The 16905-nt window shown below is 70.3% G+C and carries 9 protein-coding genes; 6 read left to right on the forward strand and 3 right to left on the reverse strand.

Annotated features, from left to right (window positions below; genetic code table 11):
* Positions 1 to 19: 19 nt before the first annotated feature.
* Both ACNNMR_RS02040 and ACNNMR_RS02045 read right to left on the reverse strand, forming a co-directional pair.
* The gene (locus tag ACNNMR_RS02040; protein ID WP_419992729.1) at positions 20 to 2974 is read right to left on the reverse strand and encodes a M14 family zinc carboxypeptidase; all 2955 of its coding nucleotides are present in this window, start codon (positions 2972 to 2974) and stop codon (positions 20 to 22) included.
* Between the two features lie 113 nt (positions 2975 to 3087).
* Complete coding sequence (locus ACNNMR_RS02045; RefSeq protein WP_419992730.1) at positions 3088 to 6651, reverse strand: protein kinase domain-containing protein; 3564 nt, start codon at positions 6649 to 6651, stop codon at positions 3088 to 3090.
* Between the two features lie 207 nt (positions 6652 to 6858).
* Here ACNNMR_RS02045 and ACNNMR_RS02050 point away from each other — a divergent pair, with 207 nt between their 5' ends.
* The gene (locus tag ACNNMR_RS02050; protein WP_419992731.1) at positions 6859 to 8769 is read left to right on the forward strand and encodes a protein kinase domain-containing protein; all 1911 of its coding nucleotides are present in this window, start codon (positions 6859 to 6861) and stop codon (positions 8767 to 8769) included.
* A gap of 31 nt (positions 8770 to 8800) precedes the next feature.
* Here the strand turns inward: ACNNMR_RS02050 and ACNNMR_RS02055 are convergent, their stop codons facing one another.
* The gene (locus ACNNMR_RS02055) at positions 8801 to 9904 is read right to left on the reverse strand and encodes an ROK family transcriptional regulator (RefSeq protein ID WP_419992732.1); all 1104 of its coding nucleotides are present in this window, start codon (positions 9902 to 9904) and stop codon (positions 8801 to 8803) included.
* Between the two features lie 120 nt (positions 9905 to 10024).
* Here ACNNMR_RS02055 and ACNNMR_RS02060 point away from each other — a divergent pair, with 120 nt between their 5' ends.
* The 5 genes from ACNNMR_RS02060 to ACNNMR_RS02080 are packed head-to-tail and all read left to right on the forward strand — an operon-like array spanning position 10025 to position 16893.
* Positions 10025 to 11323, forward strand: coding sequence for an ABC transporter substrate-binding protein (locus tag ACNNMR_RS02060; protein WP_419992733.1), 1299 nt, complete (start codon positions 10025 to 10027; stop codon positions 11321 to 11323).
* A gap of 23 nt (positions 11324 to 11346) precedes the next feature.
* Positions 11347 to 12318, forward strand: a complete 972-nt coding sequence (locus ACNNMR_RS02065) for a carbohydrate ABC transporter permease (protein WP_419992734.1) — start codon at positions 11347 to 11349, stop codon at positions 12316 to 12318.
* Positions 12315 to 13163, forward strand: coding sequence for a carbohydrate ABC transporter permease (locus tag ACNNMR_RS02070; protein ID WP_419992735.1), 849 nt, complete (start codon positions 12315 to 12317; stop codon positions 13161 to 13163). Before ACNNMR_RS02065 ends, ACNNMR_RS02070 begins: the two co-directional genes overlap by 4 nt.
* Positions 13164 to 13192: 29 nt before the next feature.
* Positions 13193 to 14500: a Gfo/Idh/MocA family protein gene (locus ACNNMR_RS02075; protein ID WP_419992736.1), complete on the forward strand. Its 1308-nt coding sequence runs from the start codon at positions 13193 to 13195 to the stop codon at positions 14498 to 14500.
* Positions 14497 to 16893: an Ig domain-containing protein gene (locus ACNNMR_RS02080; RefSeq protein WP_419992737.1), complete on the forward strand. Its 2397-nt coding sequence runs from the start codon at positions 14497 to 14499 to the stop codon at positions 16891 to 16893. Before ACNNMR_RS02075 ends, ACNNMR_RS02080 begins: the two co-directional genes overlap by 4 nt.
* The last annotated feature ends 12 nt before the right edge of the window (positions 16894 to 16905 follow it).

Below are 16905 nucleotides of genomic sequence, written 5' to 3' on the forward strand. Positions count from 1 at the left end.
CCGGGTCTTCGGCCTCGGGTCAGCGGCTCAGCGCGGCAAGGGCCTTGCCCATGAGCTGGTTGCGAGCCGGCTGGCCGGGGATGTGTTCCAGGCCGAAGCCGACGAGGACGCTGTCACGCGTGGTGACCGCCGCGTACGGCTTGTAGAGCTCGCCGGTCCTGGACCAGTCGCCCGTGATGTTCGGGCTTCCGGCCGGTGGTGCGGACACGTTCCAGGCGCCGAGCGAGGCCTCGAAGCCCTCGGTCTCCGTGACCTGACCGCCGACTGCCACCTGGGCGTTGTCGGCGAAGACGCCGCGCAGCCCGAACGACGGGTCGGTGACATTGCTCAGGGACACCTCGACCTTCTTCCCGGCGTAGGCGCTGAGGTCGAAGGCCAGTGGCTTCCAGCCGTCTGAGGCGCCGGTCAGCGAGTTCCAGGCCCCGCTCGTACCGCCAGCGGTGCAGGTGCTGCCGCTGCGGGTCAGATAGCGCGCCAGGAACGGGTGCGACTGCATGAAGAACCCTGCCCCGCACTCCTCGGGGACGGTCTGCGAGGTGTTCCCGTTCTTGTCGGCCAGGGTCGTCCAGTCGTCGCCGCCCGCCGTACGCGCTTCGAGCAGCGCGTGGTCGTAGCCGGGCTCGACATTCCAGTTCACGGTCATCCGCAGCTCCGGCGCGTCGGCCGCGGTCACCCCGGTCAGGTCGATGGTCCGGGTGAGCCGCTGCCAGTCGCTGTCCGCGTGCTTCGACGAGGCCATGCCCGCGCCTTCGTACGGGGCATACGGATTCGCGACGCCGGGATAGCTGCCGGCCTGGGCGCTCCTGAACAGCGGGAAATCGTCCGCCGGCAGCGTGTCCGACGTGACCGTGTAGCGGCCCGCGCTGTCCAGCGGATTGCCTTCGGCTCCCGAGACGGGCGTGTCCACGCCGCCCAGCGCCCCGTCGCCGTCGAAGGTCTGCGCGCCAGGCGCCGCGAGCCGCTCGTACGCACCGAGGTAGTACTGCGCGAAGTCATCGGAGTTCGCGCGCCCGATCCGTACATTCCCGCCCGCGCGCTCGCCGGCGACGACGACCTTGCCGCCCTCGTTGAGATACGCCCGCAGGGCAAGGGTCGTGGGGCCGCCGGGCGCCGGGTCGCCGGTGTAGTGCACCACCGTGCCGAAGTGCGCGAGCACGGCCAGCGGGTGCGGGGCGCCCTGGGTGGCGACGTCCCAGACGATCGCGCTGCGGCCATTGGCCTTCAGCGCGTCCACGTACTTCTGCGCGTGCTTCTGTGCGGCGCCTTCCTCCGCCACCACGAGAGTGGAGGCGCGGGGCCGCTCGGCGACCGTGTACGTGAAGTGCTCGCTGGAGACCCGCTTGCCCTTCTTCGTACGGCCGGTGTACCAGACCTCGACCTTGTCGCCCGGGTCGGCGTCCTCGATCTCCGCGCGGTATTCGTCGAAGTAGAGGTTGTCCTCGCCGCCGAAGCGCTCGCCGCCGCGCCAGGAGTCCAGGTCCTCGTCGTGCGTACGGCCGCCGTTGATGCGGTAGTTGAGCTCCTTGTCGCGCACCGACTTGCGGGCGGTGACGGTCACTTCCTGGTCCGCGCCGCGGGCGTACGAGGTGGTGAACTTGTCGACCGTGAAGTCCGGCGCCTCGATGCCGACCGGCGAGGACGGCTGGTCGGGGTGCATCGCGGTCTCGGCGACCGCCAGCGCGAACGGGATGTTCTTGGCGAACTCGTCCTGGATCAGCTTCTCGTCATCGGGGAAGGTGAAGACGGAGGCGCAGTCCTCCGCGTTCCAGGGGTCGTTCGGATCGAGGTTGGAGATGGTCTGGCAGGTCGACATCTCCGGCGTGAAGAATGCCGCGCCATTGACATTGGCCGCGTGCCCGTCGGTGTCGCCGTTGGTGGTGTACAGCTCGGACGAGATCTGCGGCCGGTAGCCGGGCACCGCGGAGTTCTCCGGCGTTCCGGCGAGCGCCTTGTAGAGCACGTCGTCCGGGGACGGCGTGGCCACCTGCCAGCCCACCCCGTAGAGCAGCAGTTCGGCGGCGGAGTGGTAGTTGATCCCGTACGTGAAGCCGATCCGCTTCTGGAAGCGGTCCATCGCCGCCGTCTCCGGCTCGGACATCGCGGAGGTGCCGCGATAGGTCTCGCTGGAGAAGTCCGGAGACGAACCTTCGTCGTCGTAGCCCCACTTGTAGGCGAAGTTGCGGTTGAGGTCGACGCCGTCGGCGGCGGTGTGGGTACCGTCCTTGTCGTTGTCCCGCATGTTCTTGCGCCATTGGCGGTTGCCGTCGGCGGCGTGCGTGTAGTCGTAGCCGTCGGGGTTGGCGGAGAGGACGAACCACAGCTCAGTGTTGTCGATGATCTTGGTGACCCGCGGGTCCTTGCCGTAGCTGTCGAGGTAGTGGTGCATCAGGCGGCGGGTCATCTCGGGAGTGATCCACTCGCGGGCGTGCTGGTTGGAGAGGTAGAGGGTGGAGGGCTTGGAGCCGTCGCGTGTGCGGTCGGCGTTCTTGCTGATCTTGAGCGCGAGGATGTCCTGGCCCTTGACGGTCTTGCCGATCGACACGACCTTCGTGATCCCGTCGTGCGCCTGACCGGTCTTGACGATCTCCTCCTTGAGCCCGCCCTTTCCGCCGTACGGGCGGAAGACGCCGTCGCCGGCGGCCGCGAGCTTCTGCTGTGCCCGCGCGGAGACCTTGTGCTCGGACATCTCGACGCCCTGCCCGCGCAGCTGATCGGCCTGCTGGTCGGTCAGATACAGCTCGATGCTCGCGGTGCCCTTCTGCGGTGCCCGCTCGGCCAGTTCATGCCCGTCCTGACCCGCCTTCAGCAGCAGCGGCACCTGCTCCTTGGTGACCTCCGCGCGGAACACCTTGACGGCATCCGCCGCGGCCGGTTCATCGGCCGCCGGCACTTTCCCCTGGGCAGGCGGTGCGGCAAGCAATCCGCCCGCCAGGAGTGCGGCCGCGGTGAGCACCGCGCTTACTCTTCGTCTCATGAGCCCCCCTTGCAGCGATGCGGCACATTTGTGCGCAGATGCCAGGCTCATCACCCTGCATGATCATGTCAATACGACAGAATGTCCCCTTTCAGGATGTGCCTGGCTCGCTCCTACCTCAGGGACCAGTCCAGTTCCCACAGCCGCAGGCGCTCGTCGCGGTCCGCGGTGAGGAGGAAGTTCGCGTCCGGGTCCAGCGTCAGCGCCGTGACGGTCTTCTGGTGGCCTTCCAGGGTGTGCAGCAGGCGGCCCGTTGCCACCTCCCACAGCCGCACGTCCGGCTCCACCCCGGCGGAGGCGAGATACCGGCCGTCGGCGCTGAGCGCAAGGTGGCTCAGCATGCCCTTGTACGGCTCGAAGGCGCGCACGAGGTCGCCGGTCGCGGTGTCCCACACCTGGATCCGGGTTCGCAGCCCGCTCCCCGGAACCGCCCGCCCGCCCTCAGTGGCCCAGGCGGACGCCTCCGCCGCCACGACGAACGTGCCGTCGGGGCTCAGGCACACCGGCGTGGTGTGGGGCGACTCCAGCTGGATGGCCTGCAAGCACCGGCCGGCGTGCAGGTCCCAGAGCCGGATCACCCGGTCGTTGGCCATCGAGGCGGCGCGCTTCCCGTCCGCGCCGAGGGACAGCGCGCCGACGATGACGTTGTCGAGCGGTATCGACTGCAGTTGGCGGCCCGAGGCAAGCTCCCATAGGGCCATCGTGCGGGCGCCGCGATCGACGACGAGGGCGAGCCGGGCGTCCGCGCTGAGGGTGACCGGATGGCTGCGGCCGAGCCGCAGCGTGCCCGTGCGCTCGCCCGACTCGAGCGACCACGTCGTGATCATGTCGCGTTCGACGGCGGACAGCGTCTGCTCGTCCGGGCTCAGGCGCAGGGCATGCACGCCTCCCTCTCCTGAACGCAGGATGCGCTCGCGCCGGCCCTCGGCCAGGTTCCAGATCTGGATGCGGCCGTCGACGTCGCTGTACGCGCCGAGGCGGGCGTCCCGGGTCAGGGCCGTGCTGCGGCTGTTGATGACGTCGCGGTACTCGCCGGGGCGGGCGTCCAGCGTCCTGGCCGGCCAGGCGGCGCGGACGCCGGTGCGGACCGTACGCCCGGCGAGTGCCCGCAGGGCCGCGAGGATCCGGGGGTCGCGTTCGCTGCCTGGCAGGGCGCGGGCCCGGCCCAGCAGCGCGAGCGCGTCCGCCGTCCGGTCGGCGGCCGCCGCGGCGCTCGCCTCGGCCAGCAGCGACCTCACCTGCTGGTCGGCGCGGTCGAGTTCGCCGTGCCCGCGCGGCCGGCTCAGCTGAGTGGGGGCGTGGAAGGCCGCCGGGAGCCGCCACAGCCGGGTCGAACCGTCGAGTGCGGCGGAAAACGCGTGCCGGCCGTCCCCGGCGTGCCGCACCGTGCCGACTGCCGCCTCGTGCCCGCGGAAGGTGCGCAGGCAGTGGCCGCTCTCCAGATCCCAGCACAGGACCGCGCCGTCGTAGCCGCCGATCAGCAGGGAGCGCGCGTCCGCGCTCAGCTCGCCCGACTTGGCGTGGAAGTCGGTCGGCAGCCGCAGGACCTGCCGGCAGCGGCCGTCCGGGAGACTCCAGATCCGTACGACCTTGTCCTGGCCCAGGATGGCCGCCGCGTCGCCCCGGGGTGCGAGCCAGAGCTCCGCCACCCGGCCTTCGTAGTCCTCCCGGTGCCACACGCACTCCCCGGTCTTCAGATCCCACAGCCGCACGACGGCGTCCTCGGTGCCGTTGCCGCCCAGCACCCAGCGCCCGTCGGGGCTGACTTCCGCCCGCTGGCCGCCGGAGTGGCCGTCGAGCGTGGCGATCGGGTGGCCGGCGGGCAGATCCCAGACCTGTATCCGGCCGTCGGCCTCGGCCCACACGGCTACGCTGCCGTCCGCGTTCAACCGGACAGCGGAGGCGGCGGCATTGAGCATCGGGCTGTCGGGGTGGGCCCGGGTCGCGGTCACGAAGGGACGGCCGGCGAGCCGGTTCAGCTCGTTCTGCCGGTCGAACTCCCGCTCCTTGGCAGGGCCGGTGCCGTCGGCCCACCGGGTGACGGGTACGGCGCGCAGCAGGCGTTCGGCGGCCAGATCCCAGAGCCGTACGCTGCCGTCCCAGCCGGCGGAGACGGCGTAGCGGCCGTCGGCGCTGATGTCGACGGAGTCGATCCGGTCCGTGTGGCCGGACAGCGCCAGCAGCCGCCGCCCACTGCTCATGTCCCACAGCTGCACGGTGCGGTCCTGGGCGGCGGCGAGCCCCAGGCGCAGATCCGGGGTGATGCGCAGCCGGTGTTCCGGGGAGGCCGACCGGGACGGGAAGGTCTGCCACGGCACGTGCCGCCCGGCGACCGTGCGGGCATCGGGGAGACGGCGGGCCTGTTCGGGATGCCCGCCGTCGTCCGCGAGCAATGCGTTTGCCGAGCCGAGGTCACCGCGCTCCAGGTGGACCAGGCCGGCGAGCTGGTCGATCTCAGCGGAGACGGCTTGCTCGCCGCGCAGCGCGTCCAGCTCGGCGAGCAGCCCCTCGTCGGTGACGACGCCGCGCCGCCACCGCAGGAGTCCGGCGTTGTACGTGGCCTGCGGGTGGCGGGGGTCGGCGGCCAGCGCCTCCGCGAAGGCCTGGTCGGCCTCCTGAGTCCGGCCCAGGTCGAGCAGCGACAGGGCACGGTTGTTGAGCTCGTCGGCCCGCAGATCCGCCCCGGCCGGAGCGGTGCGGGGATACGTCCGCCCGGTGACCTCCCCGTAGATGTCGGCGATTTCCCCGGCGAGGTCGGCCATCGAACCCGGCCGGCGGGCGGGATCGATGCGCAGGCAGTACGCGAGCAGATCCGCGAGCCCTTCCGGCAGCTCCGGGACTCCGGCACGGTCAGGGCCGCCCTGCCGGAGCACCTGCAGCGCCGGGCCGGCCGCGGCGCCGCTCATCCAGGTGACGCCGCCGTTGAACATCTCCAGCACCGCCACCGCGAAACTGAAGACGTCACTGCGGCGCCCCACACGCTGCCCGGAGCCCTGCTCCGGCGACGCGTAAACCGGCGTCATGCCGACGCTGGTGGCCAGCAGGGTCCCGGCCGCCCCGGCAAAAGCGGTCTCCCCCGGGCCGGTCGTGGCCACGCCGGACGCCCCGGGCCCGGCCGCCGGCACGGACTTGGCGCGCGCGAGCCCGAAGTCGGTGACCTTGGCGACGATGCCGCCGGGCTGCTGCTCCAGAAGGACATTGGCCGGCTTGACGTCCTGGTGCACCAGACCGCAGCTGTGCGCATGCTCCAGACCCCAGGCGATCTGCACAGCCAGATCCAGAATCCGCTCCACGGCGGTCGCCGGCCCGCCCCCGTAAAGGCGCCCGTCGTCGATCCAGTCACGCAGGCTGCCACCGGTGATGTACTCGGCGAAGATCCGTGGGACCCCGTCGATCGTCCGGACGTAGTGGCAGCCGCAGACGTGCGGGTGGAGCCCGAGCGAAACCCAGTTCTCCGCCTCGGCCACGAACCGCAGCCGCGCCGTCGTGTTGCGGAACAGCTCCGCTCGCGGACTCTTGACCGCGAGATCGCTGCCCCAGCCGAGGTGCCGCACCCGATGCACGAGCCCCATCCCGCCGTCCCCGTGGACCCGCAACACCTCGTAGCGCCCGTCGACGACATCGCCGACCCGCCAGCCGGCCACGGCATCCCCGGCCGTCCCACCCACACGCGCCACGCTCAACTCTCCTCCCCCGTCACCCTCTTCGCGGCCCACTCACCAAGAGGTCAGCTGATGCAGGTGAACACAGGGTGCATGGCGCGCATCGGACGGGTGACGCTCATCGGCTCGCCCTCGCCCTCGCCTTCGCGGCGTGACCCGGCAGCGTCTATCCTCAGCTGCTACGCCGTTGATCGGGCGAGGAAACCGGGGAGTCGGAGCAGTATGAGGGGCACGAACGGGGACGTACCCGACGAGCGGGGCGATGCCGAAGTCGGGGGTATCAAGCCGCTCGCGGTGTCCGACCCGGCGCGCATCGGCCCGTATCTGCTGCTGGGGCGGCTCGGCTCCGGCGGCATGGGACGGGTCTTCCTCGCCCGGTCGGACAGCGGCCGGACCGTGGCCGTGAAGGTCGTACACGAAGAGCATGTCGCCGACGCGCACTTCAAGGAGCGCTTCCGGCGGGAGATCGAGGCGGCGCGCAGGGTGCCGGAGCGGTATACGACACCCGTGCTCGACGCCGGCCCCGATGACGAACCGCCATGGGTCGCCACGGGGTACGTCCCCGGCCTCTCGCTCGATCAGGTCGTACGCCGGCACGGTCCGCTGCCGACCGCTTCCGTACACGCTCTCGCCGAAGGCCTGCTGAGGGCGCTGGCAGACATTCACGGCGCCGGGATCGTGCACCGCGATCTGAAGCCGTCCAACGTGATGCTCACCGTGGACGGTGCGAAGGTCATCGACTTCGGGGTCGCGCGCGCCCTGGAGACGTCGGCCGAGTCCTTCCTGACCAGTACGGGGATGGCCGTCGGCTCTCCCGGATTCATGTCGCCCGAGCAGGTGCGCGGACAGCGCGCCGGGGCCGGGAGCGACGTGTTCACCCTCGGTGGCGTGCTGACGTATGCGGCGACCGCGCGGCTGCCGTTCGGGCAGGAGGCGAGCAATCAGCATGCGGTGATGTTCCAGATCGTTGAGGACGAGCCCGATCTGACCGGCATCGAGGACGCCGCGCTGCGTGAACTCATCGCTCGCTGTCTGGCCAAGGACGTCGAGGATCGCCCGGACGTCGGCGAGCTGCTCGTCGGCTTTGCAGGGATGCCGCACCGCGCGTCCGGCGGCGACTGGCTGCCCGCCGGCGTCATCAGCCACCTCGCGCGGCAGTCGGCGCGGCTGCTCGACGCCGAGGCGGCGCCGCTGCGGGAAGCGCCTGCCGACCCGGGGACCTTCGCGCTGCGGGCGAGGCCGGTGGACCTGGCGACGGTGGGACTGCGGCGGCAGGATGAGCCGGCCGGAGCGGGCGATCACCCGTCGGCCTCGTCCGACCCGTCCATCTCGTCCGCCCCGTCCATCTCGTCTGTTGCGTCCGGCTCGGCCCTCGCCGGTGGGGAATCCGCCGTGCAACACGAGCCCCGCAAGCGTCCGCGCCGGAGGATCATGGCGCTGGCCATCGCCGCGGTCCTGGTCGTCGGCGGTGGCACCGCCGCCGTGCTCCAGTCCTTCGGGGACGACGGCTCGCACGACTCCACGGCGACGGTCGGCGGGGAGGGTGCCGTAAGCGACGGCCCGACGGGGCAGCGCGACACTTCAGCCTCGAAGGAGGCCGGAGACAAGCGCGGCAAGGACACGGGCGGCGAGCAGGGCAAGGACGGGTCAGGTGCGCCGGACGCCACGGCGAGCGCAAGCCGCGGTTCCGGGGTGTCAGGTGGTGCGGACGGCGGCAGTACACCCGGCGCGGGCGACGATTCCGATGGCGGCGACGACGGGTCCGACTCCTCCGGCTCCGACAGCGAAGGCTCGTCGTCGGGCTCCGGCGACGAGCCGGGCGGCTCACCGCCGTCCGCGGTATCGGGCTTCAGCTTCAAGTACACCGCCGTCAGCGGATGTGTCGGCGTCTGCCCCGTATCGCTCACCGTGCGCTGGTCGGCGGTCTCAGCGGCGACCAGCTACGACATCCACTACACGAACGACGGCGCCGCCTCCGGCAAGAAGGTCGACACGCGATACTCCACCGGAAGCACCAGTTACACGATCAAGGGCCCGGAGCCGACGGACAGGGTCTGCGTCAAGGTGCGCACGGTCAACCGCTACGGCAGCTCCGCCTGGTCGCCGACCAGATGCGAATCGGTGCCGTCCTGACGGACAGCTCTGCCGCGGTTGTCGATGAGGCTCAGCTCGCGCCGGAGAAGAGCTGGTGCTCCAGTTCGTCGAGGGCTACGCGGATGGCGCCCAGGGCGACATTCTGGTCGCCGAGCCGGGAGGCTTCGACGGGGATGGGGAACAGGAGGAGTTCGTCGAGGCGGCGGCGCAGGGGTTTGAGGAGGGTGTCGCCCGCCTGCGACAGTGTGCCGCCGATGATGACCTTGTCCGGGTCGATGACGAGTACGGTCGCGGCGATGCCCGTGGCCAGGTCGTCGATGAACTGCGGGCTGTCGATGGGCCGGCCCGCTGCGAGCGCGTCGCGGACCTCGTACCAGCGCGCGGCCCGCAGGACGCCGATCTCTCCCGCGCTGCCGTGCCGGCCCTGCCGCACCCGGCCGTCGATGAGAATCCCGACCGCGATGAGCTTCCGGGCCAGGATGTAGACGACGTCCTTCGCGTCGGCGGCGGTGCCGCGCCAGTGTTCGGCCAGCGCGCCCAGCTTGGCGTCATTGCCTACGAGGACGGGCCCCGAGCCGAGGCCGGAGAGTGCCTCCTTCAGGTTTACGCCCTTCCACTGAGGTAGCGCCGGGGACATGACCACCGTGCCGGTGCGGGGGTCGATGGGACCGGTCGTGCCCGCCCCCACGGCCAGCACGTCGGACAGGCGGACCTTCGCGGACCGGGCGGCGCGCTTGAGTGCGGTGCGCGCGGCGGCGATGCGCGCCTCGTTGTCGAGCTCGGCCGACACCTCGGTCCGGGAGCTGCCGTGGACGGTGCCGGAGAGGTCGGCGCACAGCGCCCGGATGTCGTGGATGCCGACGTCGACACCCAGCACGTACCCGCGCTCGGAGCGGAACCGATAGCGCTTGGCCGGCCGGCCCACCGGTCGGGGCGCGTCGGGGTCGGGGACGATCTCCGCGACCAGTCCGCGATCCGCCAGCTCCTCGACGGCGCCCTCGACCATGGGCCGCGAAACCTCCGCCCGCTGCGCGATCTCGGTCAAGGTGAGGCCCCCGGAAGGGTCACCGTCGAGCCGGCTCGCGGCGTCGGCGTGGACCGCGCGCAGCGCCGCGATCGTGGTGGCGCGGCTCAGCGACCCTCCGTACCAGTGCTCGGGAGCACGCGAGTTCATGTGGATACCTTTCCGCCCTCTTGACCCTGCCGCCACCGGGTGCCAGCATCCTAGCTCTCGTCGAAATATTAAAGCGATCAGCATTATTAATCCCGTACGGATCGTCGCTAGGGAGCTGCAATGGATCGTCGGAGATTCCTCGCCGGAAGCGCGGTTGCCGCAGCTGCCGCGGCGACGCCCCTGTCCGGCTGTACGGCAGGCAGCAAGTCGTCCGCCGCGTCCGGCGGCGACGTGGAACTGTCGTTTCTCACCTTCGAGACCCCCAACCTGGACGCCGCTTACTGGGACGCGGCCATCAAGCGGGCCTCGGCCGAGGTCCCCGGCGTGAAGATCAAGAAGCTCGTGTCGCCCGTCGTCGACCGCACCGCCTACGCCAAGCAGCTCGACTCTTCGGGTCAGCTGCCCGACATCATGATCGGGCTCAACCCCCAGGGGTTCGCCCAGTCCGGCAAGCTCGCCGCGTTCACCTCGCGGGAGCTGACCAAGTTCGTCTGGCCCAGGTCCAACTCCATCGGTGGCAAGGTCTACCAGCTGCCGTACAACACCCAGACCGTGCCGCTCGTGCACTACAACAAGGAGCTCTTCGCGAAGGCCGGCATCTCCGCCCCGCCCAGGACGTACGCGGATTTCCTGGAGGCCTGCGCCAAGCTCAAGGCCAAAGGCATCAGCCCCATGGTCGTGGGCGGCGGGGGAAAGGACACCTGGGCGGACATGTACCCCCTGATCGCGGCGGTTGGCACGGATGTCTACAAGGACGACCCGAAGTGGCTGGTCGCCAGGGCCGCGGGCAAGACCGGCTTCGCCGATCCGGCCTTCACCAAGGCGGCCGACAAGGTGGCCCGGCTGGCCGCCAAGGGCTATATCGACAAGGCCGGGCTGAGCCGCTCCTACGCCGACACCGAGAAGGCGTTCCGCGACGGCAAGGGCGCCATGTACCCGATGGGGTCCTGGTTCCCCGCGTCCGCCGATGCCAAGAAGCCGGGCTTCGACGTCGGCGTGTTCGCCTGGCCCACCGACGACGGTTCCCTCGTGGTGCCCGCTTTCACCGGCGGCGGGCTGAGCGTCAGCGCCAAGGCCGCGGACGTCGCAAAGGCCAAGAAGTGGGCGCTGGCCTTCCAGCTCGACAAGGCCAACCTCGATGCCGTCGTCAAGGCCGACGGCGCGATCATCGCGGTCAAAGGCTACCGGCCGCCGAGCGGCATGGGTCCGGTCTACCGGGCCACCCTCGCGGTCTACGAGCAGGCGCTGAAGAAGGGCACGGTGACCCCGGCCTTCTCCATAGAGACCGGGGACGGGTCCCTGCTGCCCGGGATGGCCGACAAGGCCGCCCTGGGCGTCCAGGACCTGCTCACCGGCGAGAAGTCCGCATCCCAGTTCACCCGGTTCCTCGACGGCGAGTGGGCCAAGGCCGAGCAGTAGCCGAGCAGCAAAGGAGCGCCGTGATGACGGCGACACACACCGGGGCGCCGGCGCAAAACCGCCCCGCCAAGCCGCGCCCGGCACCGGACCCTTCACAGCATCAGGCCGTACGGACAAGGCGCACGATCGGCCGGCTCAGCCACTTCTCGCTGTTCGGCCTGCCCGCCCTCGCGCTCTACGCCTGCTTCGTCCTGGTCCCGATCGGCATCGCGGCGTACTACAGCCTGACCAACCGCAACACGTTCAACCCGCCCACGAAGTGGGTGGGCCTGCGCAACTACCAACTGCTGGCCGGCGACCCGGACTTCTGGAAGGTGCTGACCAACACGGTCATCATCACCGTGCTCGTGACGGTCGCCGCCAACGTCATCGGCCTGGCGGTCGCCGTCCTCCTGGACCGCCGCGGCTGGCTCTACAACGCGCTGCGCGGCGTCTTCTTCACCCCGGTCGTGCTCAGCGGCGTCGTGGTCAGCGTCATCTGGCAGTCCATCCTCACCGACGACGGGCTGCTCAACTCGACGCTGCACAAGGCCGGCGTGGACCACCCGCCGGGCTGGCTGTCCGATCCCGACCTGGCCCTGTACACGCTGTGCTGGATCCTGACCTGGCAGATGATCGGCTTCTGCGTCGTGGTGTACCTGGCCGGACTTCAGGGCGTACCGAACGAACTGCACGAAGCCGCGACCGTCGACGGCGCGAGCCCCGCCGAGCGCTTCCGTCACATCACCTGGCCGCTGCTCGCGCCGGCCCTGACGATCAACACGATCATGATGCTCATCAGCACCTTCAAGACGTACGACCAGGTCCAGGTCATCACCAATGGCGGCCCCGGCGACCGCACCACCAGCACCATCGCCTTCGACGTCATCCAGACCGGTCTGGTGGGCAACCGGAGCGGCTACGCCTCCGCCGTGGCCGTGGTGATGCTCGTCCTCGTCGCCTTCGTCTCCACGGTGGCCCTCCGCCTTCTCCAGCGCCGCGAGGTCAACGCATGAGCCTGCGCCTGAGCAAGAACCAGCAGACCGGCGGCTGGCTGCGCCCAACCGTGGCCACCTTCGTCACGGCAGTGTTCTTCCTGCCGCTCTACCTGGTGCTGACGAATGTCTTCAAGCCCGGCAGCAAGATCGTCGACTCCCCCGCCGGGCTGCCGTTCCCACCGACGCCGGACAGTATCGAGCAGGTCCTCACCCGCTCCGACAACCTGTTCTGGTACGGCCTGATCAACAGCGTCGAGGTCACGGCCATCTCCATCACGGTGCTCACCGTCCTGTCCGCGATGTGCGGCTACTTCCTCGCCCGCAGCCACGGATTCGGCGCCAGGGTCATGCTCGTCGTGATGCTGGCGGGCCTGATGATCCCGCCCGCCGTGATCATCGCCCCGATCACCGAGGTCCTGGACTCCTTCGGGCTGATGTCGTCCGTCCTGGGGCTGGTGCTGGTCAACGTCGGCTACTACGTCCCGTTCGGCGTATTCGTGTTCGCCGGGTTCGTCAAGACGATCCCGGTCGAACTGGAGCAGGCGGCGGCCATCGACGGCGCCGGCCCGATGCGGACGTTCTGGCAGGTCGTCTTCCCGCTCCTGCGGCCCGCGTCGGCCAGCGTGCTGATCTTCCTGGGGGTGTGGATCTGGAACGACTTCCTCAACCCGCTGATCATCCTCGGCCCGGCCGAAGGCACCACCGTGACCGTCGGCATCTACCGCGCCATGGGCGAACACCAGCAGGACTACGGCCAGGTCTTCGCGCTGATGTTCCTCGCCACCCTGCCCGTCCTCGCCTTCTACCTCGCCTTCCAGAAGCACTTCGTCAAGGGCCTGACCGCCGGAGCCGGCAAGGGCTGACGGTGCGGCGCCCAGGGAGCTGTCCATAGATGACCGAGTCACCCATCAATCTGCGCGATCACGTCGGTCTGCCGCTGGACCGCCCGGTGACGCTGGCCGTGGCCGGCGCGGGCGCGCGCGGCACCGCGTACGCCGAGTTCGCCGCGCAGTGGCCGGACCAGGCCCGTATCGTCGCGGTCGCCGAACCGCGGGAAGCAATGCGCAAGAGCTTCGCGGACCGGCACGAGCTGAGGCCCGAGCTGGTCTTCAGCACCTGGCAGGAGCTGGCGGCCCGCGGCCGGATCGCCGACGCCGTGCTGATCAGCACCCTCGATGCGGACCACCTCGCGCCGACGGAGGCCTTCGCCGAACTCGGCTACGACATCCTGCTGGAGAAGCCGATCGCGACCACCGCGGCCGAGACCGCGGCCGTCGGCGAAGTGGCCGCACGGACCGGAGCGATGGTGGCGGTGTGCCACGTCATGCGGTACACGCGCTATACCGAGGCGCTGCTCACCCTGCTCGACCGGATCGGCGACATCGTCTCGATCGAGCACCTGGAGCCGGTCGGCTGGTACCACTTCGCGCACTCCTTCGTCCGTGGCAACTGGCGGCGCGAGGACGAGGCCGCGTTCGCGATGCTGGCCAAGTCCTGTCATGACATCGACTGGCTCGGTTACGTGGTCGGCCGCGAGGCCCGCCGGGTGTCCTCCTTCGGCGGCCTGCGCCACTTCCGGCCGGAGAACAAGCCGGCGGGCGCCACCGACCGATGCCTCACCTGCCCCGTCGAGGCGGACTGCGCGTACTCAGCGGCGCGGATCTACCGGGAGGGGCTGCGCGACGGCGGCACCAAGCGGTACTTCACCCGGGTCATGGCCGAGAACGACCTCACCGAAGAGGCCGTCACCGAAGCGCTGGCCACCGGCCCGTACGGGCGCTGCGTCTACGCCTGCGACAACGACGCCGTCGACCACCAGGTCGTGAACATCGAGTACGAGGGCGGCGTCACCGCCTCCTTCACCATGACGGCCTTCACTCCGCTGGAGAACCGGCACACCAAGATCTTCGGAACCCGCGGCCAGCTCACCGGAGACGGCCGGCACCTCAGCGTCTACGACTTCCGCACCGAGCAGACCACCGTCATCGACACGTCACTGGACGGCTCGTCGGCCGCCGAAGGCCACGCCGGCGGCGACGCCGGACTGATCGCGTCCTTCGTCACCGCCCTGCACGAGGGCCGGCCCGAGCTCGTCAGGTCCGGCATCGCCGAGAGCGTCGCCGGCCACGAAGTCGTGTTCGCCGCAGAACGCGCGCGCCGGGAAGGCGCCGTCATCACTCTCCCAAGGAGTCACGCATGAGCACGTACCCGTCCCGCAGATCAATTCTCGGCGTCGGCGCCGTCGCGCTCGGCCTGGGCGTAACAGGGACGCTGCCCGCCCAGGCCGCGGTGCCGACCCGGCAGACGGCGCTGAGCAGCGCGCACGGCCGCATAAGGATCGTCGCCGGATATCTCGGCGTCGTGCTCGACCAAGCCGGTACGGTCGTGTCCCTCACCGACATCCGCAATGGCCGCGAGTACCTCGCCGAGGGCAAGTCGGCCTCGCTGATCAGCGTGGTCGTCGACGGCAAGCAGATCCGGCCGACCCGCGTCGCGATCACCGACCGCGGCGGCTCGCTGCTGCGCTTCACCAACGACCGCGCGGGTGTGACCGTCGACGTCCGGGCCGTCACCAAGGGCATCTACACCACCCTCAAGGCCGTCAAGGTCAAGGGCCCGGCCGCCGGCGACCTGCAGACCCTGCTGTGGGGTCCGTACGCGACGAGCGTGCAGGAGACGGTCGGCGAGTCCGTCGGCGTCGTACGCAACGGTGATTTCGCGCTCGGGCTGCGGCCGCTGACCGACCGCACCGAGGGTGCCTGGCCGCAGGAGTATCAGGACTTCGGCTGGGAGAACGAGGTCGCCGGCAATCCGTCCGACCTGCAGGTTGCCCCGCACGAGGAGTGGAGCGCGGCCGGACGGACCCCGTGGGGCTCCGTGCTGCGCGCCTTCACGTACGACTACACCAAGGAACGCAGCCGCGCGACAAAGGACGGCTACCGCATCCCCGTCGGCCCGCTGCCCGACGACCAGGGACTGATCGCGGGATCCCGTATCGCGCTGTTCGGCGCCGCACCTGACCTCACGCCGACCGTACTGTCGGCCATTGCCGCCGGCGAGGACCTGCCGTACCCGACGCAGAACGGCCAGTGGCAGAAGACCGCGCAGGCGAGCAGCCAGTCCTTCCTCGTCCTCGGCGACCTCAATTCCGGCAACATCCCCGCCGCGGCCGACCTCGCCAAGGCGGCGGGCATCGGATACATCTACTCCTTGCCGAACGCTGTCGGGCCCTGGCAGACCACCGGCCACTACCAGTTCAACTCCTCCCTGGGCGGCGATGACGCGGGCGCGGCAGCGGCGGTGAAGGCCGCCGAGGCCAAAGGCGTCCACCTCGGAGTGCACACCATCTCCGACTTCATCAGCACCGACGACGCCTACGTCACCGCCGCGGACCCGCGGCTCGCCCTCGGCGGCCGGGCCCGGCTCGGCAGCGCGCTGAACGCCACGGACACCACACTCGTGCTCGACGACAACGCGCTGCTCGCCGACGGCGGCCCGCACGGCAAAGTCCTGCGCATCGGGGATGAGTTCGTGGAGTACGCGACCGTCACCCAGTCCGGCTCCGGCGACAAGTGGGAACTCACCGGGGTAAAGCGCGCCCAGTGGGGATCGTCCGCCGCCGCGCACGCCGCCGGCGACACCGCGGCGCGCGTCCTGGTCAACAGCTACAACGGCGCGATCGGCGGCGAGGCCATCATCAGGGAGATCGCGGACCGCCTCGCCACCGCCTGGAACACCACCGGCATCCGCGCCAGTTCGTACGACGGCGTGGAGTCGGCCTCCGAGTCCGGATGGGGCGCGTACGGCATGGCGCGCCTGGTCAACGGCACCTACGAGGGGACCGCCCGCAAGGACGGCTATATCACCGAGACCAGCAGGATGTCCTCCAATACCTGGGACGCACTGACCCGGGCGAGCTGGGGTGAGGTCGGCTCCACCTCGTGGGAGCAGGTGTTCATCAACAACGACTTCTACCGCGCCAACTTCCTGCCCGGGATGCTGGGCTGGATCAGCCTCAAATCGTCCGAGGGGCTGGTCAGCATCGAGGCCAAGATGGCGCGGGCCGCGTCTCTGAACGCGGGCGTGGGCTTTCAGGGCAGGGTCGCGGACCTGACCGAGGGAGGGGACCAGGCGCTGCGGATCCTCGACGCGATCAAGCAGTGGGACATGGCCCGTAACCTCGGCGCATTCAGCGACGCGCAGAAGGAGCGGCTGCGGGACACGAACAAGAACTGGCACCTGAGCGTCGTCACCGCCGACAAGGAGTGGAAGCTTCAGCGGGTCGACGCGGACGGTGCGGCAGTCGGCGACCCGGAGAGCGTCACCGTCCCCACCCCCGCCCTCTCGGACACGGCGCTGCCCACAGCGCACCACGGCCGCCTGTACGCGGCCCGCGTCACCACCAACACACCCGCGACCATCCGCTACGAGGTGACTACGGGCGCCCTCCCACGCGGCCTCAGGCTCAACAAGGACACGGGCGGCATCACCGGCACACCCGCCGCGCCGGACACCGCCACCTTCACCATCACGGCACGCAGCTCGGCGGGACTCGCGGACGCCTCGCGGAAGTACCGGCTGACGGTCGAGTAGTTGTGGCCCCTG

It is taken from the genome of Streptomyces boninensis (assembly GCF_048572725.1).
Taxonomy (GTDB): Bacteria; Actinomycetota; Actinomycetes; order Streptomycetales; family Streptomycetaceae; genus Streptomyces; species Streptomyces boninensis.